Consider the following 23,162-nt stretch of genomic DNA (forward strand, 5'->3'; position numbering starts at 1 on the left):
GCGGGTTTTTTATTGCCTGGCGATTGAGCGCAACGGTCAGCCGGGCTGACTGTTGCGGTGATTGTTGCGGGCGTCGCGGCTGCCTACTCTGTGGGCTGCCGATCAAGAGGAGAGGGCTATGCAAGGGCCGTTGGCGTCACTCAAGGTACTGGATTTCTCCACCCTGCTGCCGGGGCCCTTCGCCTCGTTGCTGCTGGCGGACATGGGCGCCGAGGTCCTGCGCATCGAGTCGCCGACCCGCATGGATCTGTTGCGGGTGTTGCCGCCCCACGATGCCGGGGTTTCCGCCAGCCACGCTTATCTCAACCGCAACAAGCGCAGCCTGGCCCTGGACCTCAAGCGTCCCGAAGCGCTGGAGGTGGTGCGGCAACTGGTGCAGGACTACGACATTGTTCTCGAACAGTTCCGCCCGGGCGTGATGGAGCGCCTGGGGCTGGGTTACCAGGCCTTGAAGGCGATCAACCCGCGGCTGATCTACGTCTCCATTACCGGCTATGGCCAGACCGGCCCCTACCGGGACCGCGCCGGGCATGACATCAACTACCTGGCCCTGGCCGGGCTGGCCAGCCAGACCGGCCGCCGCGATCAGGGACCATTACCCCTGGGCATCCAGGCCGCGGATATCGCCGGGGGCTCGCTGCATGGGGTGATCGGCCTGTTGGCAGCGGTGATCGCGCGCCAGCACAGCGGCCAGGGACAGTACCTGGACGTGAGCATGACCGACTGCGTGTTCAGCCTGAACGCCATGGCCGGTGCCGGCTACCTGGCCTGTGGGGTCGAGCCCGGAATGGAGCAGCAGGTGCTCAATGGTGGCAGCTTTTATGACTACTACCGCAGCCGGGACGGGCGCTGGCTGTCGGTGGGCAGTCTGGAACCGGTGTTCATGCAGCAGTTGTGTCAGGCCCTGGGCCGCCCGGAACTGGCGGCCCAGGGCCTGTCTCCCTTGCCCGAACAGCAACAGGCACTGAAGCAGGCCTTGCAGGTCGAATTCGAGAAACACGATTTCGCCGAGTTGTGCCAGCTGTTCGCTGGTTTCGATGCCTGCGTCGAGCCGGTGCTGAGCCTGGGCGAGGCCCTGGAACATCCGCAGTTGCAGGCCAGGCAACTGGTCAGCCAGGTGCCCCGTGAAGACGGCAGCCGGCAGGCGCAGATGGCCTGCCCGTTGAAGTTTTCCGAGGGGCTGCCAGAGCCGCGGCATATTGGCGCCAGGTTGGGGGCGCATTCCGATCAGGTGCTGGAGGAACTGGGCTACAGCGCCGAGCGCATCGAGGCACTGCGGCGCGAGCGGGTCATCGCGTAGCTGCGGGTTTGCCGAGGCAGTGCCTTAAAACTGTCACTCGACCCTGGTTTCCCCGCTGTAGACCAGGGTTTGCCGACAACGCCGGCACAGATAGCGACGCCCCTGGGCCACCAGTTTGTGGCGTTGGGCGGAGAACGGGAAATCGCTCTCGGCGCAGGGGCAGCGGTAGATATAGCGGGTCACGCTGCGACGCTTGACGTCGTAGGTATGACAACGATTGGGCGGCAGTTCGTACACCCCGCGCATGATCAGTTGCCACTCTTCACCGTGGGGCTGGATACGTTCGCCAAACAGTTGGTGGGCGATCAGGTGTGCCACTTCGTGGGCCACGGTCTGCTTGAGGAAGTCCTCGGTGTTTTCCCGGTACAGCTGCGGGTTGAAGCGCAGCAGGTTCTCGTGCAAATGGGCGACACCGGCTTTCTGGCCACGCAACTTGAGGCTGACCACCGGGCGTTTGAAAGGACGTTTGAAAAAGGATTCAGCGAGTTGGAAACAATCTTCGACGCGGGTATTGAGTTGCTCGGGCATGCTTAACGGCTCTCCAGAGGGAGTGAGTATGCCGCAAACAGGGGGGATTCCGAATCGCCCAGGCGCCGAATGGTCATCCATCCCGCGCCCATAAGAAGGCCGCCTTGCGGCGGCCTGTGCTGGCAGACAGAGGATTATTATTGGTGCGGCGTCAGTTGGTGTACACGGGGCCGACGCCCAGGCCCCAGACAATCACGGTGAAGGCCATGATCGCGACCAGTACCACCAGGCCTACTGCCAGCACCGAGCTGGAAAACAGGAACCCCTCGTCCGACGGGATATTCATGAAGGTCGGCAGCCCGACATACAGCAGGTAGACCGTGTAGCAGATGGCGGCAGTGCCGACGATCATGCCCAGCCACATGTGCGGGTACAGCGCCGCCAGGCCACCGACGAACAGCGGTGTGGCGGTGTAGGTGGCAAAGGCCACGCAACGTGCCAGGCTCGGGCTGGCGTCATAGGTCCGGGCCATCCAGTGGATGAACGCGCCCATCACCGCCACGCCGCCGAGCATGGCCAGGTACGACATGATGGTCATCCACAGGGCGCTTTCCATGGTCAACATCACCGGCGCGCGATTGCCGATGACCCAGCCGACCAGGGTGGTGCCGATAAAAGCCGAAATGGCGGGGATTGCCGCGAGGATCAGTGTATGGGTGAGGTACATGTGGCTGATGCTTTCCTCGGCATCGCCACGGATGTCTCGCCATTCCTGATCGGGGTGGGTGAAGAGTCCTACGACATGATGAATCATGGTCAGTCACTCCTTTATTGTTGCCATCGCCCCCCAACGGAGCGCTTACAGCCAAGTGGCACAGTCAGTATAGGTCTATATGTGCATGCGACCTTATGTCGCAGTATAGGGAGGAGTTTTCCGCAGATGTGCGCACCTTTAGAGCAAATTGCGCTGTAAACCCCCGGGCTAATCGCTGCTGCATCTGTCATTGCAGCCCCGGCACCGCTGCTCTGCGGCGCTTTCACGGGGCTGGGGTTTTTGCGTAAAATGTCCGGCTTTTCGTCACATACCTCGCGGATTTCAAGAGCCATGGGCACTCTTACGGTCAACCAGAACAAACTGCAGAAACGTCTTCGCCGCCAGGCGGGCGAGGCGGTCGCCGATTTCAACATGATCGAAGAGGGCGACAAGGTCATGGTCTGCCTGTCCGGCGGCAAGGACAGCTACACCATGCTCGACGTGCTGCTGCACCTGCAGAAGGTGGCGCCGATCAAGTTCGAGATCGTCGCGGTGAACATGGACCAGAAACAGCCAGGCTTTCCCGAGCACGTGCTGCCGGCCTACCTCAAGGAGCTGGGGATCGAGTACCACATTGTCGAGAAGGACACCTATTCGGTGGTCAAGGAGCTGATCCCGGAAGGCAAGACCACCTGCTCGCTATGCTCGCGCCTGCGTCGCGGCACCCTGTACACCTTCGCCGACGAAATCGGCGCCACCAAGATGGCCTTGGGTCACCACCGCGACGATATCGTCGAGACCTTCTTCCTCAACATGTTCTACAACGGTTCGCTCAAGGCCATGCCGCCCAAGCTGCTGGCCGATGACGGGCGCAACGTGGTAATCCGCCCGCTGGCCTATTGCAGCGAGAAGGACATCCAGGCCTATTCCGACCTCAAGCAGTTCCCGATCATCCCGTGCAACCTCTGCGGTTCCCAGGAGAACCTGCAACGCCAGGTGGTCAAGGAGATGCTTCAGGAATGGGAGCGCAAGACTCCAGGGCGTACCGAAAGCATCTTCCGCGGCCTGCAGAACGTGATCCCCTCGCAACTGGCGGACCGCAATCTGTTCGACTTCGCCAGCCTGCGCATCGACGACAGCGCCGCGCCGCGTTTCGTCAATGTGGTGAACCTCTGATCCGATCCTGGTGAATCCGTGATGCGCTTGCGCAGCCCGGTCATTCAGCTCCCCGGGATGCGGGGAATGAAGGCCACGCTGCCTTGCGCCGGTTTCTTGGCCAGGCGCTCACCGTTGGTCGGGGTGGTGCGGACCAGTTGATGATCCTCGCCCAGATACCCCAGCATCAGCGGTTCATCGTGCTTCTGCTGGACGAAGATCAGGGTGCGCTGCGGGTCCCAGTGCTGGCCACTGGTCTTGTCCAGCCAGGCCATGAAGTCCGCGCTGCTGCCGTTACGCGGGAAATCCGCAGTTTCTGCCACGTAGTAGAAGGGTGCGCCCTGGTTCTGCAGGTACATCGGCAGTTTGTTATCGATTTCCACCATGACCATCCGCCATTGATTCCAGGGAGCGATCCGGCTCGCGGCAGCCCGGGTATCGGCGCTGAACTGCATCACCCCCCCGCCGCTGTTGCTCCAGGGGTAGGCAACCCCCAGCACCAGCAGCATGACCAGGGCCGCACAGGAGAAGCCGAGGGGCCAGCCACGGGAAACGGGTTTGCCGGCGGCCTGGCGTAGCTGCAGCCGACGGTTGAGCCACCAGGCACCGAGCAACTGAGCGAAGGGCACCAGGGGCAGAACGTAATAGCTGCGCCGGCTGCCACTGGCGGTGAAGAACAGGAACAGCAGCCCCAGGGCCCACACCAGCCAGCGTTCATCGGGTTGCAACTGGCGCCAGTGCCGGGCCGCCAGCCATAGGCCGAGGATCCAGCAGGGCGCCCAGGGCAAGGTATAGGCCGGCAGGTAGATCAGGTAGGTGTAGATCGGCCCGACATGGTCGAAGGGGTTGAAGAAACGCACCACATTCTCGCGAAACACCAGGCTCAGGCCGCTTTCCCCGTAGCTGGGAGCGCCGTACAGGTGCGAGAGAACGAAGGGCACCATGTAGAACAGCGCGGCGATGCTCAAGGCCAGCAACAGGCGCAGGTTCAGGTGGCGTTTCCAGCGCCCCTGGCTCAGCAGGTGTGGCAACAGGATCAGCCCCGGCAGGACGAAGCCGATCAGCCCCTTGAGCAGCGAGGTCGCCGCCAGTATCAGGAAGAACACCGTATAGCGGCCCAGGCGGGTATCTTCCGGGCCGCGCCAGTACCACCACACTGCAGCCAATACGCCACAGACGGTCAGGATGTCGGCCGTGGCCACCCGCGCCCAGAAGGCGAAATAGAAGGTGGTGGCCAGCATCCAGCCGGCGATCAGCCCAGTGCCTTTGTGGAACAGCCGCTCGCCGATCAGGTAAACCAGCCAGATGCTCAGCCATGCGGCGATCACCGAGGACAGGCGCAGCGACCAGTGCCCCAGGCCCCCCATCAGCCAGGCGCTGGCGGTAATCAGCCAGTAGGAGGGCAGGGGCTTGTCGTAGTAGGGAGCGCCCTTGAGGTAAGGGTCGAAATAGTCGCCACTCTGCAACATCTGCAAGGCGATGTTGGCCCAGCGGGTCTCCGGCCCCCAGAGTTCACGGGAGCCCAGGCCCAGCAGCAGGATCAAGGCAGACACGCCGAGCAGCAGGGCTAGGGCCCCGCGTTCGCTGCGAAACAGATTCATAGATGGATTTCCAGAGCGGCGGTGGGAAAAGTCGCAGCCATCCAGGGCATCGAAGCGTGAAGAAAAGCCAGCGCCAACCGTGGTCGGCGCTGTCGTTACAAGGGTACCCAGGGTCAGGGTTGGCTTTGTGGCAGGATCAGGACCAGCATATTGCCTTCCTCATAGCGCTTGCCTCCGGGCGGCAGCAGCGCCACTTCCTCGCTTTCCACCACGTCCTTGACCCGCATCACCACACCCACCGAACCCTGTTTGCGGGCCTCGCTGACCCACTGCCCGACCTCGGCCATGCTTACCTTGCGCTGCGCCGAATCAGCATAAGCCAGGCCATATTTCAATTCGCCCTCGGTGTTGTACAGCGTCACCTCCGGGCGTTGCAGGCGCCAGGCCAGGGCCGAGGCGGCGCCCAGGTCATTGCTCAGCAGCGTCTTGGTCTGCCTGAGCTCCTCGATATGTTCCTTGATGAACTGGTCCGGCATCTGGTTATGCACGATGAACCCCGGCATGCCCGCCGGCAGCAGGGCCACCAGCAACCAGATGCCCAGGGCCGGGGCCGCCCAGTACTGCAGCGGACGGGCGGCCGGCAGCAGGTTGGCGATGATCCAGCCCATCAGCATGATGAACACCAGGGACAGGCTGAGCATCTCGTTGTGGCCGTAGACCGGCCGGGTGAGCTGGATGTACAGCAGGGCCACCATGGCCGCCACGCCGATCAGCAGGTTGAGCAGGCTGTTGATGCGGATGCTCCGGCCCTGGCTGGCGTTGATACGGTCGATCAGGGCGCTGCCCATGAGCACGGCCAGCGGCAGCAGGCACGGCATGATGTAGGTTGGCAGCTTGCCGCGGCTCAGGCTGAAGAACGCCAGGGGCAGCAGGAACCACAGCAGCAGGAATCCGGTCGGAGCCTGGCGCTTGTCTTTCCAGGCTTGCATGAATGTGCCCGGCAACAGGGCTGCCCAGGGCAGGCTGGAGGCCACCAGCAGCGGCAGGTAGAACCACCAGGGGCGGGTATGTTGGGCGTTGTCGGCGGCGAAGCGGCGAATGTGCTCGTGCCAGAAGAAGAAGCGCCAGAAGTCGGGCTCGTGGGCGTGGATGCTCAGTACCCAGGGCAGGCTGATGCCGATCGCTACCAGCACGGCCACCAGCCCGTAGCGCAGCAGTTCGCCCAGACGGCGTTGCCAGATCATGTAGGGCAGGGCGATGAGTACCGGCAACAGCCAGGCCAGGAAACCCTTGGTCATGAAGCCCATGCCACAGGCGACGCCCAGCCCGGCCCATGCCAGCAGGCGTTCGCGGGTGGTTCGGCCGTCCAGGGCGAACCACAGGGCTACCAGACTCAGGTTGACCCACAAGGTGAACTGCGGATCAAGGTTGGAGTATCCGGCTTGGCCGGCAATCAGGCCGAAGCTCATATAAAGCAGGGCGGCGGCGAAGCTCTTGCGCGGGTCGTTCCACATGCGGCGGGTGATCAGGTAGGCCAGCAGTACGCTCAGGCCGGTGCTCAGGGCCGAGGCAATGCGCACGCCGAACAGGTTGTCGCCAAAGACCGCCTGGCCGATGGCGATCAACCAATAGCCGGCGATGGGCTTCTCGAAGTAGCGGATGCCCATGAAGTGTGGCGCCACCCAGTCGCCACTGAGCAGCATTTCCTGGCTGATCTGGGCGTAGCGGGTCTCGTCGGGAATCCACAGGCCGTGGCTGGTCAGAGGTAGCAGGTAGAACAGGCCGAAGGCCACGAGCAACAGAGGAAGTGCCCAGCGCTGGAGAGTGCTGGTTGTACTTGCGCCGAGGGTAAAGCCGGACGGCGGGGCGCTTGTTCCATAAGCGGGGGGCGGCGAAGTGCGGTGCATTTGTATCCTCGAAGTCATTGGCCGATAGCGATTTCGTTATTTGCTGGGGGTTGCTGACAAAGCGTCAATTTTGTCGACCTGCTGGCTTTTCCAAGTTCGCGAAGTTTCAGCGGGCAGCATTCATTTGTTTGAGAATTTTTTTATAAATGCGGCTGTCCGTTTCTTATTAGTACAGAAACTTGTTAAGTCAATTAATTAGCCGGCAAGTGTGTCGCTTCCCCTAATAAAGTCTGTTGGCATGTTGTTAAAAATAGTTACAAGTTACTCAAGGGGTTGATCAAGTACGTGCTGCCAGCTGCCCGCATCCAGGGTTCCCAGTACTTGCATGTGGCCTTGCGGATCCAGGGTGATAAACAGCGAGCTGGTGTATTCGCTGGCCAGGGCGTGCGGGTAGCCCAGCTGGCGTTCCAGGCTGCTGATGCAGTCGCTGTGGGTTATCAGGATCAGATTGCGCTTGAGTGACTTGTGCGCCTTGATCGTCTGCTGGAAATGCTCGTCACAGGTGGCCAGCCAGTCCTGGGTCTGCGCCGCACCGTTGAACATGAATTCCGTCGTTTGCCGGGTGCGGGTTGCGGGGCTGCTGATGACATCGGTGGCGGCCATGCCCAGGGTGCGAAAGGCTCGTCCCAGGTCGCTGGCGCTGTGGCTTCCGAGCTGGGTAATGCCATCGGCGGGCCCCAGGCAGGGGTTGGCGGAGCGGTCACAACGCTCGGCATGGCGGACCAGGACTATCACTTCGCCCCCTTGCCAGTGACGGTAGATGTTGGCCTGCTGCATCTGGTTGCCGACCCCCAGGTCGCGAGGCGTGATGGGCCACAGGACAAAGCCGCTGACCAGGATTGCCAGGGCTGCCGCACAGACGCCACCGACGATTCGCCAGGTTCGGGGGGGCTTGTTGCCAGTGCCGGATTCAGCGGTGTTGAGCACGTGGTGTACCTGAGTAGGTTTTTGCCGAGTGTTGGGTATTCGGGTTGGAACTGGTGCGTTGAAGACGAACGACATGCAGTCACTGGAACCCGCACTGCAACTGGGGCCAATTTAGGTCGGGCCAGGTGGGCGAAGAGTGAAAGCAATGTGAAAAAAACGAATGGGCGACGGCAGTTCTTTTAAAACCGGACAGCCTTTGTTCAGGTTGTTGGCCCGAACGCTGCTTTGTTATCCGGTTATGCACGTCAGATGGCTTCGGGAGGTTATTCCCGGAGTTTCGTTTTTATCGTTGAGGCAAGTGCGAGGCGAACTTTATCCGATAAAAAACAGCGGATGAAAAATCCTCGCGTTTAGTTCAGCTTATTGTCAGCTTGGGCTGGAGGGCGGGCATGAGAAGGGAGGTTTTCCTGCCCGTTGTTTCGGGCAGGAAGTGATGCCGGGGAGCGGGCGGCTCAGTGATTGACGGTGTAGGCCAGCATTGCCGACAGCTGGCACAGTGGCCGGCCGCTCTCCTGCTGCCATTGGTTGAATACTTCCTGCACCAGGGCCTGGTCGCGTTTGCTGCTGGGCACCTTGTCGATGATGTTCTGGGCATTGAGGGCCGCGACCACGTCCCAGGTGGGGATAAAGGTGTCCTTGCCCACCATGCGCAGGAAGCGCGGGGCAGACAGCCCGCCCATCTGGTTGCCATGTTTGGCCAGGTACTGCCAGAGCCCGGTGATGTCCTGCACCGGCCAGTCGGCGATGAAGGCGCCAAAGCTGCCGTGCTGCTTTTGCACATCGAGGATCATCTGCGCGTTGCGCGGCACGCTCTTGAGCTTGCCCAAGTGGCGGATGATCCGCGTGTCCTGCATCAGCCGCTCCAGGTGCTCGGCGCCCATCAGCACCACCTTGTCCGGATCGAAGCCGAAAAACACCTGCTCGAACGCCGGCCATTTGGCGTCCACCAGGCTGTGTTTGAGGCCGGCGCGGAAAACCCGCAGGGCCAGGGTCGAGAGGTAGCGGTCGGCGCTCAATGCGCGCAGGTAATCGTCGCTGGCCGGGGTGGGCAACTGGGCTTCCAGGGCTGCAGCGGAACCGAAGCGGTTGAGACAGTATTCATTCAGCCATTTGTAATCGTGCATGCCTGCTCCGGGACGGTCGGGAGGGTCGGAAAGTCTGTTGACCAAGGTTGGGGCCTTTGGCGGCATTACAAGTTCCCCGGGGGCCGGGGAACCTGGAGCGGATTCAGGCCGGGCTGGCGCCTTCGCCCGCGAGCCGGCGATCAAGCTGGAAGCGCCAGCGCACGTAGAGCAGCGCCGAAGTGAACACGGCCAGGCTGGCGAACATCTCCAGCAGGCCGAACATTTGGCGGTTCGGGTCGTAGGCCGCCAGGGCGCCCTTGATGAAGTACAGGTTGACCACGAAGCACATCCACGAATGGCCACGGGCACTGCCGCTGAGCATGCCGGGGGCCATCAGCAGCAGCGGCACCAGCTCGATCAGCAGGATGACCCAGGGGCGGGCACCGTGCAGATCGGCCACCAGCAGGTAATACCCGCAAAGCAGCCCCACCAGGCCGAAGAAGCAGACCAGGCTGAGGATTCGCATCAGGCGGACCCGGGGCTCCAGCCATTCCACCGGGGGCAGGATCTTCGGCTTCTTAGCCACGGCCGTTCTCCAGTCGCAGGGCGGTTTTCGCCAGACGCAGGCCCAGGGCCCGGCACAGTGCAATCTCGTGTTCGTCCAGTGGGCTCTTGCCATCTGCTCCGGCATGGTGGCTGGCGCCATACGGGGTGCCGCCACCGCGGGTTTCCAGCAGGGCCGACTCGCTGTAGGGCAGGCCGGTGATCAGCATGCCGTGATGCAGCAATGGCAGCATCATCGATAGCAGGGTGGCTTCCTGGCCGCCATGCAGGCTGGCGGTCGAGGTGAACACGCCGGCAGGCTTGCCCACCAGGGCACCGGTCAGCCAGAGGTTGCTGGTACCGTCGAGAAAATACTTCAGCGGCGCTGCCATGTTGCCGAAGCGGGTCGGGCTGCCCAGGGCCAGGCCTGAGCAGTGCTTCAGATCGTCGAGGCTGGCGTACAGGGCGCCGCTGTCGGGGATGTCCGGGGTGACCGCCTCGCATTCCGCGGAGATCGCCGGGACAGTGCGCAGACGAGCCTCCAGGCCGGCCTGCTCGACGCCGCGGGCGATCTGCCGGGCCATCTCGTTGGTCGAGCCGTTGCGGCTGTAGTACAGGACCAGGATATAGGGCGCGCTCAAGGCAGGATCTCCAGCACGTTCTCCGGCGGCCGGCCAATGATGGCCTTGTCGCCGGCTTCGAGAATCGGCCGCTCCATGAGTTTCGGGTGCTGGGCAATGGCGGCGACCAGTTGCTCTTCGCTGAGGCTCGGGTCGGCCAGGTTGAGGGTCTTGTACTCGTCCTCGCCGGTGCGCAATAGCTGGCGCGCGCTGAGGCCGAGCTTGGCCAGAAGGCTGCGCAACTGGGCGGCATCCAGTGGGGTTTCCAGGTAGCGGACCACGGTCGGGGCCAGGCCGCGTTGTTCCAGAAGTTCCAGCGCACCGCGGGATTTCGAGCAGCGCGGGTTGTGATAAAGCGTCAGATCGGTCATGTGCGGGTCGCATCTTGCGTAAGGTGGCGGCTATTCTACCCGCGCGACGGGCACTCCTGAACCTTGGGAGTCGTTAGGTCGCAGCGACCCTGGGTCGACGGTTATTTTTCAAGACATCTTTCAAGACAGGAAACAGCGCATGGCAAGGCAATTGGCGGCGGTATTGGCGATCATCACAACCCTGCTGCTGGGCGGTTGTGGCAATGACTACGGGGTCGACCAGTATGGCCAGAAAGTCGCCGCCGAGCGTATCGACAAGCAGTGGCTGGTGCTCAACTACTGGGCCGAGTGGTGCGGGCCTTGCCGTACCGAGATCCCGGAACTCAACGCCCTGAACGAGCAGCTCAAGGGGCAGTCGGCATCGGTGATGGGGGTCAACTTCGACAATGTGCAGGGTGAAGAGCTAAAGAGCGCCAGCGAGAAGCTGGGGATCAAGTTCACCGTGCTGGCACGGAACCCCGCGGAGCTCTTCGATCTGCCACGCAGCGAGGCGCTGCCGGTGACCTACATCATCGACGACAAGGGCAAGGTACGTGAGCAGATGATGGGCGAGCAGACTGCAGCCGGTGTGCTGGCGAAACTGCAGGCCTTGCGCGGGCATTGAGGGCGCGAGGATCTGGAGCCGCTGCCGCGCAGTGCGAGCGCCCCCAAGTGACGCAGGGGGCCTGAAACTCGCCAGAGATTCATCCAGGAACATCCTGGAGTCCCGTTCGCAGCCTCGCGGGCTCGGCAGCGGCTAGCGCACTATCAGCCTTCTTCCAGCCACCAGCGCAACGGCTTGCCCTCGGCAGGCCAGAACCGCACCTGCTCGATCGGCGAGATGTCCCAGCGCTCAACGGTTTCCAGCGCCTGAAGGAAGCGCCGCTCCTGCTCCATCAACGCCGGTGCACAGAGTTTGCGGGTGCTGCCGACCTTGCCGAAGCTGAGTTTTTCGCCGTCCAGGGTGTAGGGCGCGAACCAGTGGTTGCAGCCGCCATTGCCATAGGCCCGACCGTCCTCGCCGAGGGTGATGGTCAGGTGGCTGTAATCGATCAGCGGACGCTCGCCAATCCATTCCAGGACGTAACTGCGGTCCTGCTGCAGCTTCAGCGGTTCGGCGGCGCAGCCCAGCAGGCCGGCCCCCAGCGCCGCAGCCAGCATCAGGCGTTTCATTGGCCGGCCTGCTGGCATTTCGGGCAGCGGTGATGCTCACCCTCGCTACGCCAGCCGAGCTCGGCAATGCGCGCGCTGGCGGCAGGCTTCTGGGCCTTGCTGCCCAGCTTGGCATCCACTGCGAACTCGAAGTCCAGGGTGGCGTCGCAGCTGTCGCAATTGACCTGCCACTGGTGGATCGCCAGTTCGCCGAATACCGGGCCACGCGCCACGGCGACCCACTGGCCGACGGGGTTGATCAAGTGGCGCACGGTGTCCACGGTCAGGCGCATGGAGAGGTCCTTGCTGCCCTTGAGGGTGACCAGAAGCACGTCGTCGGTACGGATCGAGCCACCGTTGCCGGTGACTTGATAGCGGCCGGGCACCAGGGCACGGCATTCGATCAGGGTGTGTTGCGGGTTCATCAGGTTGTAGCGGAAATCGTGTTCGACCATGGGTCCTCCAAATCTGCCGCGTATGCTAGCACGGGCCCCTGCGGCGCAGGTTGCAGGCAGGTGACCTTCGATCAGCCCGTGGCGCGGATTTCAGCCGTGGACCCGGTTCTGCGGCTGGCCAGCTGCCCAGCTGGCGATGTTGTGCAAGGTGGTCTCGGCGATGGCCGCCAGGGCTTCGCGGGTCAGGAACGCCTGGTGCGCAGTGACTATGACGTTGGGAAAGGTCAGCAGCCGCGCCAGCACGTCATCCTGCAGGGGTAGATCGGAGCGGTCCTCGAAGAACAATTGCGCCTCTTCTTCATAGACATCCAGCCCCAGGTAGCCCAGTTGGCCGCTCTTGAGCGCCTCGATCAGCGCCGGGGTGTCCACCAGGCCGCCACGCCCGGTGTTGATCAGCATTGCTCCCGGTTGCATGTGGGCCAGGCTCTGCTGGTTGATCAGGTAACGGCTGTCCTCGGTCAACGGGCAGTGCAGGCTGATGATCTGTGATTGGGCCAGCAGCTCGGGCAGGTCCAGGTAACGGGCACCGAGGGCTTCTACGGCGGGATTGGGGAAGGGGTCGTACGCCAGCAGCTGGCAGCCGAAGCCGGCCATGATCCGGGCGAAGGTGGCGCCGATCTGGCCGGTGCCGACAATGCCCACGGTCTTGCCCACCAGGTCGAAGCCGGTCAGGCCGTGCAGGGTGAAGTCGCCTTCGCGGGTGCGGTTGTAGGCCCGGTGCAGGCGGCGGTTGAGCGCCAGGATCAGGGCCACGGCATGTTCGGCGACCGCATGGGGGGAATAGGCCGGGACCCGTACCACATCCAGCCCCAGGCGCTGGGCCGCGCTCAGGTCGACGTGGTTGTAACCGGCCGAGCGCAGAGCGATCAGGCGGGTGCCACCGGCAGCCAGTTGTTCCAGTACCGGGGCACTGAGGTCGTCGTTGATAAAGGCACAGACCACTTCATGGCGTTCAGCCAGGGCGGCGGTATCCAGGCTCAGGCGTGCGGCCTGGAATTGCAGTTCGATGCCTGCTGGCAGTTGAGCGCCGAGGAAACTCTCGCGGTCGTAGTTCTGGCTGCTGAAAAGAATCGTACGCATGGCTGCATCCTTGTTCGGGGCGCCCAGCATGGCGGCTGGGCGCCGGGCAGGTCTTGCCCTGGGTCAGGCGTTGGTCCGCGCTTCGGCAGCCAGGCGGCCGATGGCGTGGTCCAGTTCATCCAGGGCGGCAAAGGCTTTGGCATCTTCCTGCTTGAGTAGGGTCTCGCTGCGCTGGCAGGCGGCGCGCAATTGCGGCACGCCGCAGTAGCGGGTGGCACCGTGCAGGCGGTGGACCCGTTCGATCAGGGCGTTCTGGTCATTGGCGGCCCGCGCTGCCTTGATGGCTTCGCGGTCGGCGTCCAGGGACGCCAGCAACATGGCCAGCATGTCCGCCGCCAGATCGGCCTTGCCGGCGGCCAGGCGCAGGCCTTCGTCCTGATCCAGTACCTGCAGTTCCAGCCCCAGTTCCGGGCGCTCGCTGGCCCGCTCCGGGCCCTGGTTGCGCAGGGCCAGGCCGGTCCATTTCAGCACCACCTGGGCCAGTTGGCGCTCACTGATGGGCTTGGTCAGGTAGTCGTCCATGCCGCTTTGCAGCAGGGCGCGCTTCTCGTTGGCCATGGCGTGGGCGGTAAGGGCGACGATGGGCAGCGGCGTACCGTGTCGCTCGCTTTCCCACTGGCGGATCGCCTCGGTACTCTGCCGGCCGTCCATGCCGGGCATCTGCACGTCCATCATTACCAGGTCGAAGGGTTCGGTCTGGATCGCGTTCAGCGCGGCGTAACCGTTGTCCACCGCCAGCACCTTGGCGCCCATGTCCTCCAGCAGGGTCTGGATCAGCAGCAGATTGGCCGGGTTGTCATCGACACACAGCACTCGCGGCGCGCGGCTGGAAAGGGTTTCCTCCGGTTCGCTGCGAGCCCGGCGCGGGGTCACCAGGTCGGACAGGGCCCGGCGCAGCTTGCGGGTGCACGCGGGCTTGGCCTGCAGCTGGCTGTGAGGGTTAGGCACTGACAGATGGAACAGTGTCTGTTCGGTGGTCGGGCACAGTACCAGGACCTTGCAGCCCAGGTGTTCGAGGTCCCAGATATGCTGGCTCAGGCGTTCAGGCGACATGTCGTTGGTGGTGATGCCCAATACCGCCAGGTCGATGGCCTGTTCGCTCTGGTGCACGCCGGTAATGCCGTTGGTCAGGGCCTCCAGGGTATTGAACGGGGTCACCTCCAGGCCGCAGTCCTCCAACTGGTGTTGCAAGGCCTGGCGCGCCAGTTCGTGGTTTTCCAATACCGCCACGCGCCGCCCCAGCAGCGGCGGGCCGGGCAGGTCCTCGGCGTCGTCGCGGGTTTTCGGCAGGTTGAGGCTGATCCAGAACTCCGAACCTTCGCCCGGGGTGCTGTCGACACCGATCTCGCCGCCCATCTGTTCGATCAGGCGCTTGGAAATCACCAGCCCAAGCCCCGTGCCGCCGGGTTGCCGCGACAGCGAGTTGTCAGCCTGGCTGAAGGCCTGGAACAGGGCGCGCACATCCTGGTTCGACAGGCCGATACCGGTGTCCTGGATGCTGATGCGCAGTTGCACGCTGTCTTCGTGTTCTTCTTCCAGCATGGCCCGGGCGACGATAGTGCCTTCGCGGGTGAACTTGATGGCGTTGCTCACCAGGTTGGTAAGAATCTGCTTGAGCCGCAGCGGGTCGCCCACCAGCGACAGCGGCGTATCGCGATAGACCAGGCTCACCAGTTCCAGCTGCTTGGCGTGGGCGGCTGGGGCGAGGATGGTCAGGGTGTCTTGCAGCAAGTCCCGCAGGTTGAACGGGATGCTGTCGAGCACCAGTTTGCCGGCTTCGATTTTCGAGAAGTCGAGGATCTCGTTGATGATGCCCAACAGGCTGTCGGCGGATTTCTCGATGGTGCCCAGGTAGTCCAGTTGGCGTGGTGTCAGCTCGCTTTTCTGCAACAGGTGGGTGAAACCGAGAATGCCGTTGAGCGGTGTACGGATTTCATGGCTCATGTTGGCCAGAAATTCCGACTTGATCCGGCTGGCCTCCAGGGCCTCCTTGCGCGCCAGGTCCAGCTCGATGTTCTGGATCTCGATGGTTTCCAGGTTCTGGCGCACGTCTTCGGTGGCCTGGTCGATGCTGTGCTGCAATTCTTCCTGGGCATTCTGCAGGGTGCTGGCCATGCGGTTGATGCCCGAGGCCAGCTCATCCAGCTCCTGGCTGCCCAGGGGTGGCAGGCGGGTTTCCAGGTTGCCGTCCTTGAGTTGCGCCACGGCCTGCTTGATCTGGGTCAGCGGGTTGTTGATGGTGCGGCCCATGCGCACTGCCAGTAGGGCGGTGCCGGCCAGCCCGGCGGCAATCAACAGCAGGCTGGCGAACAGGCTGCGGTAGCCGCGCAGCAGCATGCCACTGTGGGACAGCTCCAGTTCCACCCAGCCCAGCAGGCGGTCGGACTCATCGGGAATCAGGTCGCCGGCCAGGTTGCGGTGCCGGCCGAAGACCGGCAGTTGATAGCGGGTCGCGTCGCTGCCGGAGCGTTGCATCATGTGGCTGCTGTTACCGGCGGGAGGCGGGTTGAGCATGCTGGGGCCGGCATGGGCCAGCAGGCTGCGATCCGGGGCAAGGAGCGATACGGCGCGCACGTCTTGCTGTTCCAGCGCCTGGGTGGCAATGCGCTCGAGCATCTGGGTGTTGTGGTTGCCCATGGCCGGGGCCACCAGGGAGGCCAGTTGTTCCGCGATCATCTCGCCACGCTGCAGGAGCTGGGTCTGCAGGTCCGAGAGCTGCATCCAGGTGAAGTAGCCGCCCAGCACCAAAGCCATCAGGCTGGTTGGCAACAAGGTCAGCAACAGTACGCGGCCTTTGATTCCCAGTTTCTTGAGCACGCAACTCTCCTGCTTCCACGCTGTTTTGAAAGGTCTACGGGCACGTCCGTGATGCGCCACCTGCGCAGTGTAACGATTTGCCGGGGGCTGATCTTGGCAAATTGCGCTAGGGCGGCCGTCGCCTGAAATGCCTGAAGCCCGGCTGCGACCAAGGCACTGGTTGCCGCGATCCGGGCAATCTTGAATAATCGCCCAACTGAGAATCACTTGCAGAAGTCAATGACTCCCGTATCTGTTGAGCCGCCACGTATTCTGACCATTGAAGATGACCCGGTGCTGGGTGCCTACGTGCGCGAGCAACTGGAGCATTGTGGCTTTGCCGTGACCTGGTGCCAGAACGGCCTGGAAGGGCTGGGCATTGCCCGGCGCCGACCTTTCGATGTGGTGCTGCTGGATATCCTGTTGCCCGGAATGGATGGCCTGGAAGTGCTCACGCACTTTCGCCAGAGCCATTCCACGCCGGTGCTGCTGATGTCCGCCCTGGGAGCGGAAGCCGACCGAATCAGCGGTTTCCGCCTGGGGGCCGACGATTACCTGCCCAAGCCATTCAGCATGGCCGAGCTGCGTGTGCGCATCGAGGCCATCCTGCGCCGGGTCGCCCTGGACCGGCGACCGACGCCGCCGGTACCCGTCAGCCTGGCCCAGAGCCTGCGCTTCGACGATGAGCGCAGCGACGTGTTCTTTGCCGAGCAATGGGCCGGCCTGACCCGCAGTGAATACCGCCTGCTGGATACCTTGCACCGCAATGGCGACGAGGTGTTGAGCAAGGCCTTCCTTTATCAGCATGTACTGCAACGCGGTTATGCGGCCCACGACCGCAGCCTGGACATGCATGTCAGCCAGATCCGCCGCAAGCTCAAGGCGCTGGGCTACAGCGAGCGTGAGCTGCGAACCGTGTGGGGCAAGGGTTATGTGCTGAGCGCCTTAGATGAACTGGTCTGATCTGCCGGGGCGGCATTCGCTGTTCTGGAAGCTGGCGTGCCTGTTGGTAGCTTTCTGCCTGTTGATGATCTGGCTGAGCTGGTCCTGGGGGCGTTATGTGGAGCAGAAGAACCTCTACCTCTCCGATGAGGCCAGAGCCACCTTGGGCAGCTACGCCCGCGAGGCCGAGCAGGCCTGGAAGGGCGGCCAGAGTGCCGGTGTCGATGCCTGGATCCAGCAGATCGCCAGCCGCGAGAAAACCTGGATCGGCGTGATTGGCAGTGACCTGCAATCCCTGAGCAGCTACCCGTTGACGCCGGCGGAGGCCCAGCGCCTGACGTTCCTGCGCGGTGCCGACTGGCCGGTGAGCCGGCATGCCCGGGGCCTGCCGTGGCTGAAAGTACCCTTTCCCGAGGATCCGTCCCTGGGCAGCCTGGTGATCGAGTTGCCACAACGTTTCATGCCGGGGCGCTACCGGGTGTTCTGGCAGGTGATCACCAATGGGGTGATTCCCGGGCTGTTTACCTTGTTGCTGTGTGTCGGCCTGTATCGCTTGCTGGTAGTGCCGCTGAACCAGTTGCGCGAGCAAGCCAACGCCTGGCGGGCGGAGCAGTTGAACGTGCGGCTGTCCAGTGAAACCACTCAGCGTCGGGACGAGCTGGGCGAACTGGGACGGGCGTTCGATCAGATGTCCGAACGTCTGCAGAGTACCGTGGCGGTGCAGCAGCAGTTGTTGCGGGACCTGTCCCACGAGTTGCGCACCCCTCTGAGCCGCCTGCGCGTGGCCTGCGATGGCGAGCGTGATCTTGCCGCGCTGCGCGAACGCTTGGCGCGGGAGGTCGACGGCATGCAGCGCCTGGTGGAGGACAGCCTGCAACTGGCCTGGCTGGACACCGAGCGTGCGCCACTGCCGCAAGAGCAGATCCAGGTCCAGGCGTTGTGGGAGATGCTCAGCGAAAATGCCTGCTTCGAGAGTGGCTGGTCCGCGCAGCAGCTGCGTTGCGAGCTGGAGGCCGATTGCTGGGTTCGCGGGCACCTCAATACCCTGGCCCAGGCCCTGGAAAACATCCTGCGCAACGCTATTCGGCATTCTCCGGCCGGAGCACGGGTCAGCCTCGGAGGCCAGCGCGACGGCAAGTACTGGCACCTGTGGCTGGATGACGAAGGGCCGGGGGTGGCTGAAGAGGATCTGGAAAGGATCTTCGCCCCCTTCACTCGTCTGGATGGGTCGCGACCGGGGGATGGCGGTTTCGGCCTGGGCCTGAGCATCGCCCGCAATGCCGTAGGGCGTCAGGGTGGGCAGTTGTGGGCGCAGAACCTGGCTCAGGGCTTGCGCATCCACGTGCGCCTGCTGGCGGCCTGAGGCTTGCCCTGGGCTGCCTTATTCCAATAAGCCATAAGGCTCGCACTTTGCGTGATATGGCGCTCGGTCGTTTGCCGGTATGATAGGCGCCCCCGCAGTCTGGATTGCGAATACGCCATGACCTTGCAGTACCCAACCATCGCCGATTGCGTCGGCAACACCCCCCTGGTCCGCCTGCAGCGCCTGCCCGGCGCCACCAGCAATACCCTGCTGCTAAAGCTCGAGGGCAACAACCCGGCGGGTTCGGTCAAGGACCGTCCGGCACTGTCGATGATCACCCGCGCCGAGTTGCGCGGGCAGATCCAGGCCGGCGATACCCTGATCGAAGCGACCTCGGGCAATACCGGCATCGCCCTGGCCATGGCTGCAGCGATCAAGGGCTACAAGATGATCCTGATCATGCCCGACAACTCCAGCGCCGAGCGCAAGGCGGCGATGACCGCCTACGGCGCCGAGTTGATTCTGGTCAGCCAAGAAGAAGGCATGGAAGGCGCCCGTGACCTGGCCGAGCGGATGCAGGCCGAAGGCCGCGGCAAGGTGCTCGACCAGTTCGCCAACGGCGACAACCCTGAGGCCCACTACAGCGGCACCGGCCCGGAAATCTGGCGCCAGACCCAGGGCAGCATTACCCACTTCATCAGCTCGATGGGCACCACCGGCACCATCATGGGCACCTCGCGTTACCTGAAGGAGCAGAACCCGGCGGTGCAGATCGTCGGTCTGCAGCCGATGGAAGGCTCGGCCATTCCCGGCATTCGCCGCTGGCCCGAGCAATACCTGCCGAAGATCTACCAGGCCAGTCGGGTCGACCGGATCGTCGACATGGCCCAGAGCGAGGCCGAAGACGTGACTCGGCGCCTGGCCCGTGAAGAAGGGATCTTCTGTGGCGTCTCTTCCGGCGGTGCGGTGGCAGCGATGCTGCGCCTGTCCCGGGAAGTGGAAAACGCGGTCATGGTCGCGATCATCTGCGACCGTGGCGATCGTTACCTGTCGACCGGCATTTTCGATGCGCCCAATTGATGGCTAAGCACGATAGAGGCCTGCGCTTCCAGCCGGCGGGCGGTAGCCGGGCGCCACAGATTCCGGTGGGCAAGAAACAGCGTTTGACGATTCAGCGTCTGGCCAACGACGGCCGTGGCATTGCCTTTGTCGAAGGGCGTACCTGGTTTGTCAGCGGTGCCCTGGCCGGTGAAGAAGTCGAAGCTCGGGTGTTGGGCAGCCACGGCAAAGTGGTGGAGGCCCGTGCCGAGCGCATCTTCAACGCCAGTGATTTGCGTCGCCCGGCGGCCTGTGCCCATGCCGGGCGTTGCGGCGGTTGCAGTGTCCAGCATTTGCCCCATGACGAGCAGCTTGCCCTGAAACAGCGCATGCTCGCCGAGCAGTTGTCCAAGGTCGCGGGTGTCGAGCCCGAGGCCTGGGCCGCCCCCTTGAGCGGTCCCGAGTTCGGCTATCGGCGCCGCGCCCGGGTGGCGGTGCGCTGGGACGCCAAGGGCAAGCAACTTGAGGTGGGTTTTCGCGCTGCCGGTAGCCAGGACATTGTCGCCATCGACGATTGCCCGGTGCTGGTACAGGCCTTGCAACCTGTCATGAACCGTTTGCCCGCCATGCTGCGACGCTTGAGCAAGCCTCAGGCACTGGGGCATGTGGAGTTGTTCAGCGGTTCGGCCCTGGCGGTGCTGTTGCGCCACATGGCGCCGTTGTCCGACAGCGACCTGACGATCCTCAAGGACTTCTGCGATTTCCATCAGGCGCAATTGTGGCTGCACGGTGAAGGCGAGCCGCAACCCTTTGATCCATCGCAGGCTCTGGGCTACCGCCTGGAGACCTGGGACCTGCACCTGGCGTATCGGCCGGGTGACTTCATCCAGGTCAATGCGGGAGTCAATGAAGCGATGGTCGCCCAGGCCCTGGAGTGGCTGGCGCCGCAAGCTGATGAGCGGGTGCTGGACCTGTTTTGCGGCCTGGGCAACTTCGCCTTGCCGTTGGCCCGACAGGTGCGGGAAGTGGTGGCGGTAGAGGGCGTGGCGACCATGGTGGCGCGCGCCGCGGAGAATGCCGCCAGCAACAATTTGCATAACACGCGCTTTTTTCAAGCCGATTTATCCCAACCTCTGAGCGCTGCCGAGTGGGCTGATGAAGGCTTTTCTGCGGTACTCTTGGACCCACCCCGCGACGGTGCTTTCGAGGTGGTCCGCCAGTTGGCGACCCTGGGTGCCAAGCGGTTGGTGTACGTGTCATGCAATCCGGCAACTTTGGCTCGTGACACGGTCGAACTGATCAAGCAGGGCTATAGATTAAAACGTGCCGGGATCCTCGATATGTTTCCTCAGACGGCGCATGTCGAGGCCATGGCGTTATTTGAAGCGAGCTAGGATGGCTTGTCTAATCCGACTGGTCTTTCGGGAGTGGCGCGCTGGCCCTGCGAGCCGCACCCGAGCGTTGAAGGTCAGCGATTTGACGCATTGAATGTGCGTCGTAGGGAAGGTAAAGCAAGATGGTACAGGTGAGAGCGCACCAGCCGATCAACACCGACGGCAGTATCAATCTCGAGGCATGGCTCGATCATACGGTCAGCGTCGACATGGCACTGGACCGTGAAGCCTTGAAAGAAGCCTGCGAGTTCGCCCGCGAGGCGGAACTGCAGCACATAGCAACGAAGAATCTCAGCCCCGAGGACGTGTCGAGTTTCAGCACGGGCCTGGAGATCGCCGAGATCCTCGCCGATCTTAAGCTGGATCAGGACTCCCTGGTTGCCGCGGTGCTCTACCGGGGTGTCCGCGAGGGCCAGATCCAGTTGCCGGCGGTCAGCCAGCGGTTTGGTCCGGTGGTCACCAAGCTGATCGATGGCGTCTTGCGCATGGCGGCCATTACCGCCAGCCTCAGCCCCCGCCAGTCCCTGGTGCTGGGCACCCAGGCCCAGGTGGAAAACCTGCGCAAGATGCTGGTGGCCATGGTAGATGACGTGCGGGTTGCACTGATCAAGCTGGCCGAGCGTACCTGTGCGATTCGAGCGGTAAAAAGCGCCGACGAAGAGAAGCGCAACCGGGTTGCCCGGGAAGTCTTCGACATCTACGCACCCCTGGCTCACCGCCTGGGTATCGGGCATATCAAGTGGGAGCTGGAAGACCTGTCCTTCCGTTACCTGGAGCCCGAGCAGTACAAGCAGATCGCCAAGCTGCTGCATGAGCGGCGCCTGGATCGCGAGCGTTTCATCAGCGACGTGATGAACCAGCTGCAGAACGAACTGAAGGCCACCGGGGTCAACGCCGACATCAGTGGGCGGGCCAAGCACATCTATTCCATCTGGCGCAAAATGCAGCGCAAGGGCCTGGAGTTCAGCCAGATCTACGACGTGCGCGCGGTGCGGGTGCTGGTGCCGGAAATGCGCGATTGCTACACCGCGCTGGGCATCGTGCATACCCTGTGGCGGCACATCCCCAAAGAGTTCGACGACTACATCGCCAACCCCAAGGAGAACGGCTACCGCTCGTTGCACACGGCGGTGATCGGCCCTGAGGGCAAGGTGCTGGAAGTGCAGATCCGTACCCACGCCATGCACGAAGAGGCGGAGCTGGGGGTTTGCGCGCACTGGAAGTACAAGGGCACCGACGTCAAGTCCGGCTCCAACCATTACGAAGAGAAAATCTCCTGGTTGCGCCAGGTGCTCGAATGGCACGAGGAACTGGGGGATATCGGCGGTCTGGCCGAACAGCTGCGGGTGGATATCGAACCGGACCGGGTGTACATCTTCACCCCCGACGGTCACGCCATCGACCTGCCCAAGGGCGCCACGCCGCTGGATTTCGCCTACCGGGTGCACACCGAGATCGGCCACAACTGCCGGGGCGCGAAGATCAACGGGCGCATCGTGCCGCTCAATTACAGCCTGCAGACCGGCGAGCAGGTGGAGATCATCACCAGCAAGCACGGCACGCCGAGCCGCGACTGGCTGAACCCGAACCTGGGCTATGTCACCACGTCCCGGGCGCGGGCGAAGATCGTCCACTGGTTCAAGCTCCAGGCCCGCGATCAGAACGTCGCCGCCGGCAAGACCCTGCTGGAACGCGAACTGAGCCGACTCGGCCTGCCACAGGTGGATTTCGACAAGCTGGCCGAGAAGGCCAACATGAAGATCGCCGAGGACATGTTCGCCGCCCTGGGCGCGGGGGACCTGCGCCTGGCGCAACTGGTCAACCTGGCCCAGCAATTGGTGGAGCCGGAGCGGGGCAACGAGCAACTGGAGTTGATTCCGCGCAAGGCTGCCGGCTACAAGCCGGGCAAGCGTGGCGACATCCAGATCCAGGGCGTGGGCAACCTGATGACCCAGATGGCCGGCTGCTGCCAGCCATTGCCGGGGGATGCGATCGTCGGCTACATCACCCAGGGCCGCGGCGTGAGCATTCACCGCCAGGACTGCGCCTCGGTGCTGCAACTGGCCGGGCGCGAGCCGGAGCGGATCATCCAGGTCAGCTGGGGGCCGGTGCCGGTGCTGACCTATCCGGTGGATATCATCATCCGCGCCTACGACCGTTCCGGCCTGCTGCGTGATGTGTCCCAGGTGCTGCTCAACGAGCGGATCAACGTGCTGGCGGTCAACACCCGCTCGAACAAGGAGGACAACACCGCGTTGATGTCCCTGACTATCGAGATCCCGGGGCTGGACGCGTTGGGTCGCCTGTTGGGGCGGATTTCCCAGTTGCCAAACATCATCGAGACCCGGCGCAACCGGACCCCCTGATGCCTGT

Annotated in this window: 21 protein-coding genes; 8 read left to right on the top strand and 13 right to left on the bottom strand. The window is 63.4% G+C overall.

From position 1 onward, the window contains the following. Positions 1 to 118: 118 nt before the first annotated feature. A complete protein-coding gene (locus F6S12_RS00400; protein WP_019094596.1) occupies positions 119 to 1,300 on the top strand; it encodes a CaiB/BaiF CoA transferase family protein in 1,182 nt (393 codons plus the stop codon). Between the two features lie 33 nt (positions 1,301 to 1,333). On the opposite strand, the gene F6S12_RS00405 is transcribed toward F6S12_RS00400, so the two are convergent. Together F6S12_RS00405 and F6S12_RS00410 are read right to left on the bottom strand one after the other, a co-directional pair. Next, positions 1,334 to 1,828: a SprT family zinc-dependent metalloprotease gene (locus F6S12_RS00405; protein WP_011062728.1), complete on the bottom strand. Its 495-nt coding sequence runs from the start codon at positions 1,826 to 1,828 to the stop codon at positions 1,334 to 1,336. 151 nt (positions 1,829 to 1,979) lie between these two features. Further along, positions 1,980 to 2,582, bottom strand: coding sequence for a Yip1 family protein (locus F6S12_RS00410; RefSeq protein ID WP_315868651.1), 603 nt, complete (start codon positions 2,580 to 2,582; stop codon positions 1,980 to 1,982). A 291-nt stretch (positions 2,583 to 2,873) separates the two neighbouring features. Between F6S12_RS00410 and ttcA the strand changes: the two genes are divergently transcribed. Continuing rightward, positions 2,874 to 3,698, top strand: coding sequence for a tRNA 2-thiocytidine(32) synthetase TtcA (gene ttcA, locus F6S12_RS00415; protein WP_019094595.1), 825 nt, complete (start codon positions 2,874 to 2,876; stop codon positions 3,696 to 3,698). 44 nt (positions 3,699 to 3,742) lie between these two features. Here the strand turns inward: ttcA and F6S12_RS00420 are convergent, their stop codons facing one another. From F6S12_RS00420 to arsC, 7 genes are all read right to left on the bottom strand, one after another. Further along, complete coding sequence (locus F6S12_RS00420; RefSeq protein ID WP_315868652.1) at positions 3,743 to 5,278, bottom strand: ArnT family glycosyltransferase; 1,536 nt, start codon at positions 5,276 to 5,278, stop codon at positions 3,743 to 3,745. Between the two features lie 113 nt (positions 5,279 to 5,391). Then, entirely contained in the window at positions 5,392 to 7,143 is a 1,752-nt protein-coding gene (gene arnT, locus F6S12_RS00425) for a lipid IV(A) 4-amino-4-deoxy-L-arabinosyltransferase (protein ID WP_194237613.1), read from the bottom strand. 243 nt (positions 7,144 to 7,386) lie between these two features. Beyond that, a complete protein-coding gene (locus F6S12_RS00430; protein ID WP_053159789.1) occupies positions 7,387 to 8,052 on the bottom strand; it encodes a histidine phosphatase family protein in 666 nt (221 codons plus the stop codon). A 452-nt stretch (positions 8,053 to 8,504) separates the two neighbouring features. After that, on the bottom strand, positions 8,505 to 9,176 hold the full coding sequence (locus tag F6S12_RS00435; protein ID WP_011062722.1) for a DNA-3-methyladenine glycosylase I: 672 nt from the start codon (positions 9,174 to 9,176) through the stop codon (positions 8,505 to 8,507). Between the two features lie 103 nt (positions 9,177 to 9,279). Continuing rightward, positions 9,280 to 9,702, bottom strand: a complete 423-nt coding sequence (locus F6S12_RS00440) for a DUF2069 domain-containing protein (protein ID WP_041752482.1) — start codon at positions 9,700 to 9,702, stop codon at positions 9,280 to 9,282. Then, the gene (gene wrbA / locus F6S12_RS00445) at positions 9,695 to 10,300 is read right to left on the bottom strand and encodes an NAD(P)H:quinone oxidoreductase (RefSeq protein WP_041752480.1); all 606 of its coding nucleotides are present in this window, start codon (positions 10,298 to 10,300) and stop codon (positions 9,695 to 9,697) included. Before wrbA ends, F6S12_RS00440 begins: the two co-directional genes overlap by 8 nt. Further along, positions 10,297 to 10,650: an arsenate reductase (glutaredoxin) gene (gene arsC / locus F6S12_RS00450; protein WP_041119496.1), complete on the bottom strand. Its 354-nt coding sequence runs from the start codon at positions 10,648 to 10,650 to the stop codon at positions 10,297 to 10,299. Before arsC ends, wrbA begins: the two co-directional genes overlap by 4 nt. Positions 10,651 to 10,789: 139 nt before the next feature. On the opposite strand from arsC, the gene F6S12_RS00455 reads away from it, so the two are divergent. Beyond that, positions 10,790 to 11,254 (top strand): TlpA disulfide reductase family protein, encoded by a 465-nt coding sequence (locus F6S12_RS00455; protein ID WP_011062718.1) that lies wholly within the window; start codon positions 10,790 to 10,792, stop codon positions 11,252 to 11,254. A 143-nt stretch (positions 11,255 to 11,397) separates the two neighbouring features. On the opposite strand, the gene F6S12_RS00460 is transcribed toward F6S12_RS00455, so the two are convergent. The 4 genes from F6S12_RS00460 to F6S12_RS00475 all read right to left on the bottom strand — a co-directional run bounded on the left by F6S12_RS00460 (position 11,398) and on the right by F6S12_RS00475 (position 16,133). Beyond that, positions 11,398 to 11,802, bottom strand: a complete 405-nt coding sequence (locus F6S12_RS00460; protein WP_011062717.1) for an META domain-containing protein — start codon at positions 11,800 to 11,802, stop codon at positions 11,398 to 11,400. Next, positions 11,799 to 12,236, bottom strand: coding sequence for a hypothetical protein (locus tag F6S12_RS00465; protein ID WP_011062716.1), 438 nt, complete (start codon positions 12,234 to 12,236; stop codon positions 11,799 to 11,801). Before F6S12_RS00465 ends, F6S12_RS00460 begins: the two co-directional genes overlap by 4 nt. Before the next feature lie 90 nt (positions 12,237 to 12,326). Next, positions 12,327 to 13,316, bottom strand: a complete 990-nt coding sequence (locus tag F6S12_RS00470) for a 2-hydroxyacid dehydrogenase (protein ID WP_011062715.1) — start codon at positions 13,314 to 13,316, stop codon at positions 12,327 to 12,329. A gap of 63 nt (positions 13,317 to 13,379) precedes the next feature. After that, positions 13,380 to 16,133: a response regulator gene (locus tag F6S12_RS00475; RefSeq protein ID WP_011062714.1), complete on the bottom strand. Its 2,754-nt coding sequence runs from the start codon at positions 16,131 to 16,133 to the stop codon at positions 13,380 to 13,382. A gap of 219 nt (positions 16,134 to 16,352) precedes the next feature. On the opposite strand from F6S12_RS00475, the gene F6S12_RS00480 reads away from it, so the two are divergent. The 5 genes from F6S12_RS00480 to relA all read left to right on the top strand — a co-directional run bounded on the left by F6S12_RS00480 (position 16,353) and on the right by relA (position 23,155). After that, positions 16,353 to 17,075: a response regulator transcription factor gene (locus F6S12_RS00480; protein ID WP_053153268.1), complete on the top strand. Its 723-nt coding sequence runs from the start codon at positions 16,353 to 16,355 to the stop codon at positions 17,073 to 17,075. Continuing rightward, a complete protein-coding gene (locus F6S12_RS00485; protein WP_011062712.1) occupies positions 17,062 to 18,417 on the top strand; it encodes a sensor histidine kinase in 1,356 nt (451 codons plus the stop codon). The genes F6S12_RS00480 and F6S12_RS00485 overlap by 14 nt, the downstream gene beginning before the upstream one ends. A 117-nt stretch (positions 18,418 to 18,534) precedes the next feature. Then, positions 18,535 to 19,437 carry a cysteine synthase CysM gene (cysM, locus tag F6S12_RS00490; protein WP_011062711.1) on the top strand — a complete coding sequence of 301 codons (903 nt, stop codon included), beginning with the start codon at positions 18,535 to 18,537 and terminating at the stop codon, positions 19,435 to 19,437. After that, the gene (gene rlmD, locus F6S12_RS00495) at positions 19,437 to 20,789 is read left to right on the top strand and encodes a 23S rRNA (uracil(1939)-C(5))-methyltransferase RlmD (RefSeq protein WP_015636648.1); all 1,353 of its coding nucleotides are present in this window, start codon (positions 19,437 to 19,439) and stop codon (positions 20,787 to 20,789) included. The genes cysM and rlmD overlap by 1 nt, the downstream gene beginning before the upstream one ends. 122 nt (positions 20,790 to 20,911) lie before the next feature. After that, positions 20,912 to 23,155 carry a GTP diphosphokinase gene (relA, locus tag F6S12_RS00500; protein ID WP_011062709.1) on the top strand — a complete coding sequence of 748 codons (2,244 nt, stop codon included), beginning with the start codon at positions 20,912 to 20,914 and terminating at the stop codon, positions 23,153 to 23,155. Positions 23,156 to 23,162: the final 7 nt, after the last annotated feature.

The organism is Pseudomonas sp. JV245A (assembly GCF_032424515.1).
In the GTDB taxonomy this organism is placed as follows: Bacteria; Pseudomonadota; Gammaproteobacteria; order Pseudomonadales; family Pseudomonadaceae; genus Aquipseudomonas; species Aquipseudomonas protegens.

Coding starts and splice junctions, on each gene's coding strand:
- F6S12_RS00455 (WP_011062718.1), top strand. CDS start 10,790: ATGGCAAGGCAATTGGCGGCGGTATTGGCGATCATCACAACCCTGCTG.
- F6S12_RS00435 (WP_011062722.1), bottom strand. CDS start 9,176: ATGCACGATTACAAATGGCTGAATGAATACTGTCTCAACCGCTTCGGT.
- F6S12_RS00400 (WP_019094596.1), top strand. CDS start 119: ATGCAAGGGCCGTTGGCGTCACTCAAGGTACTGGATTTCTCCACCCTG.
- F6S12_RS00470 (WP_011062715.1), bottom strand. CDS start 13,316: ATGCGTACGATTCTTTTCAGCAGCCAGAACTACGACCGCGAGAGTTTC.
- F6S12_RS00485 (WP_011062712.1), top strand. CDS start 17,062: ATGAACTGGTCTGATCTGCCGGGGCGGCATTCGCTGTTCTGGAAGCTG.
- relA (WP_011062709.1), top strand. CDS start 20,912: ATGGTACAGGTGAGAGCGCACCAGCCGATCAACACCGACGGCAGTATC.
- arnT (WP_194237613.1), bottom strand. CDS start 7,143: ATGACTTCGAGGATACAAATGCACCGCACTTCGCCGCCCCCCGCTTAT.
- cysM (WP_011062711.1), top strand. CDS start 18,535: ATGACCTTGCAGTACCCAACCATCGCCGATTGCGTCGGCAACACCCCC.
- rlmD (WP_015636648.1), top strand. CDS start 19,437: ATGGCTAAGCACGATAGAGGCCTGCGCTTCCAGCCGGCGGGCGGTAGC.
- F6S12_RS00420 (WP_315868652.1), bottom strand. CDS start 5,278: ATGAATCTGTTTCGCAGCGAACGCGGGGCCCTAGCCCTGCTGCTCGGC.
- F6S12_RS00480 (WP_053153268.1), top strand. CDS start 16,353: ATGACTCCCGTATCTGTTGAGCCGCCACGTATTCTGACCATTGAAGAT.
- arsC (WP_041119496.1), bottom strand. CDS start 10,650: ATGACCGATCTGACGCTTTATCACAACCCGCGCTGCTCGAAATCCCGC.
- F6S12_RS00405 (WP_011062728.1), bottom strand. CDS start 1,828: ATGCCCGAGCAACTCAATACCCGCGTCGAAGATTGTTTCCAACTCGCT.
- ttcA (WP_019094595.1), top strand. CDS start 2,874: ATGGGCACTCTTACGGTCAACCAGAACAAACTGCAGAAACGTCTTCGC.
- F6S12_RS00465 (WP_011062716.1), bottom strand. CDS start 12,236: ATGGTCGAACACGATTTCCGCTACAACCTGATGAACCCGCAACACACC.
- F6S12_RS00410 (WP_315868651.1), bottom strand. CDS start 2,582: ATGATTCATCATGTCGTAGGACTCTTCACCCACCCCGATCAGGAATGG.
- F6S12_RS00460 (WP_011062717.1), bottom strand. CDS start 11,802: ATGAAACGCCTGATGCTGGCTGCGGCGCTGGGGGCCGGCCTGCTGGGC.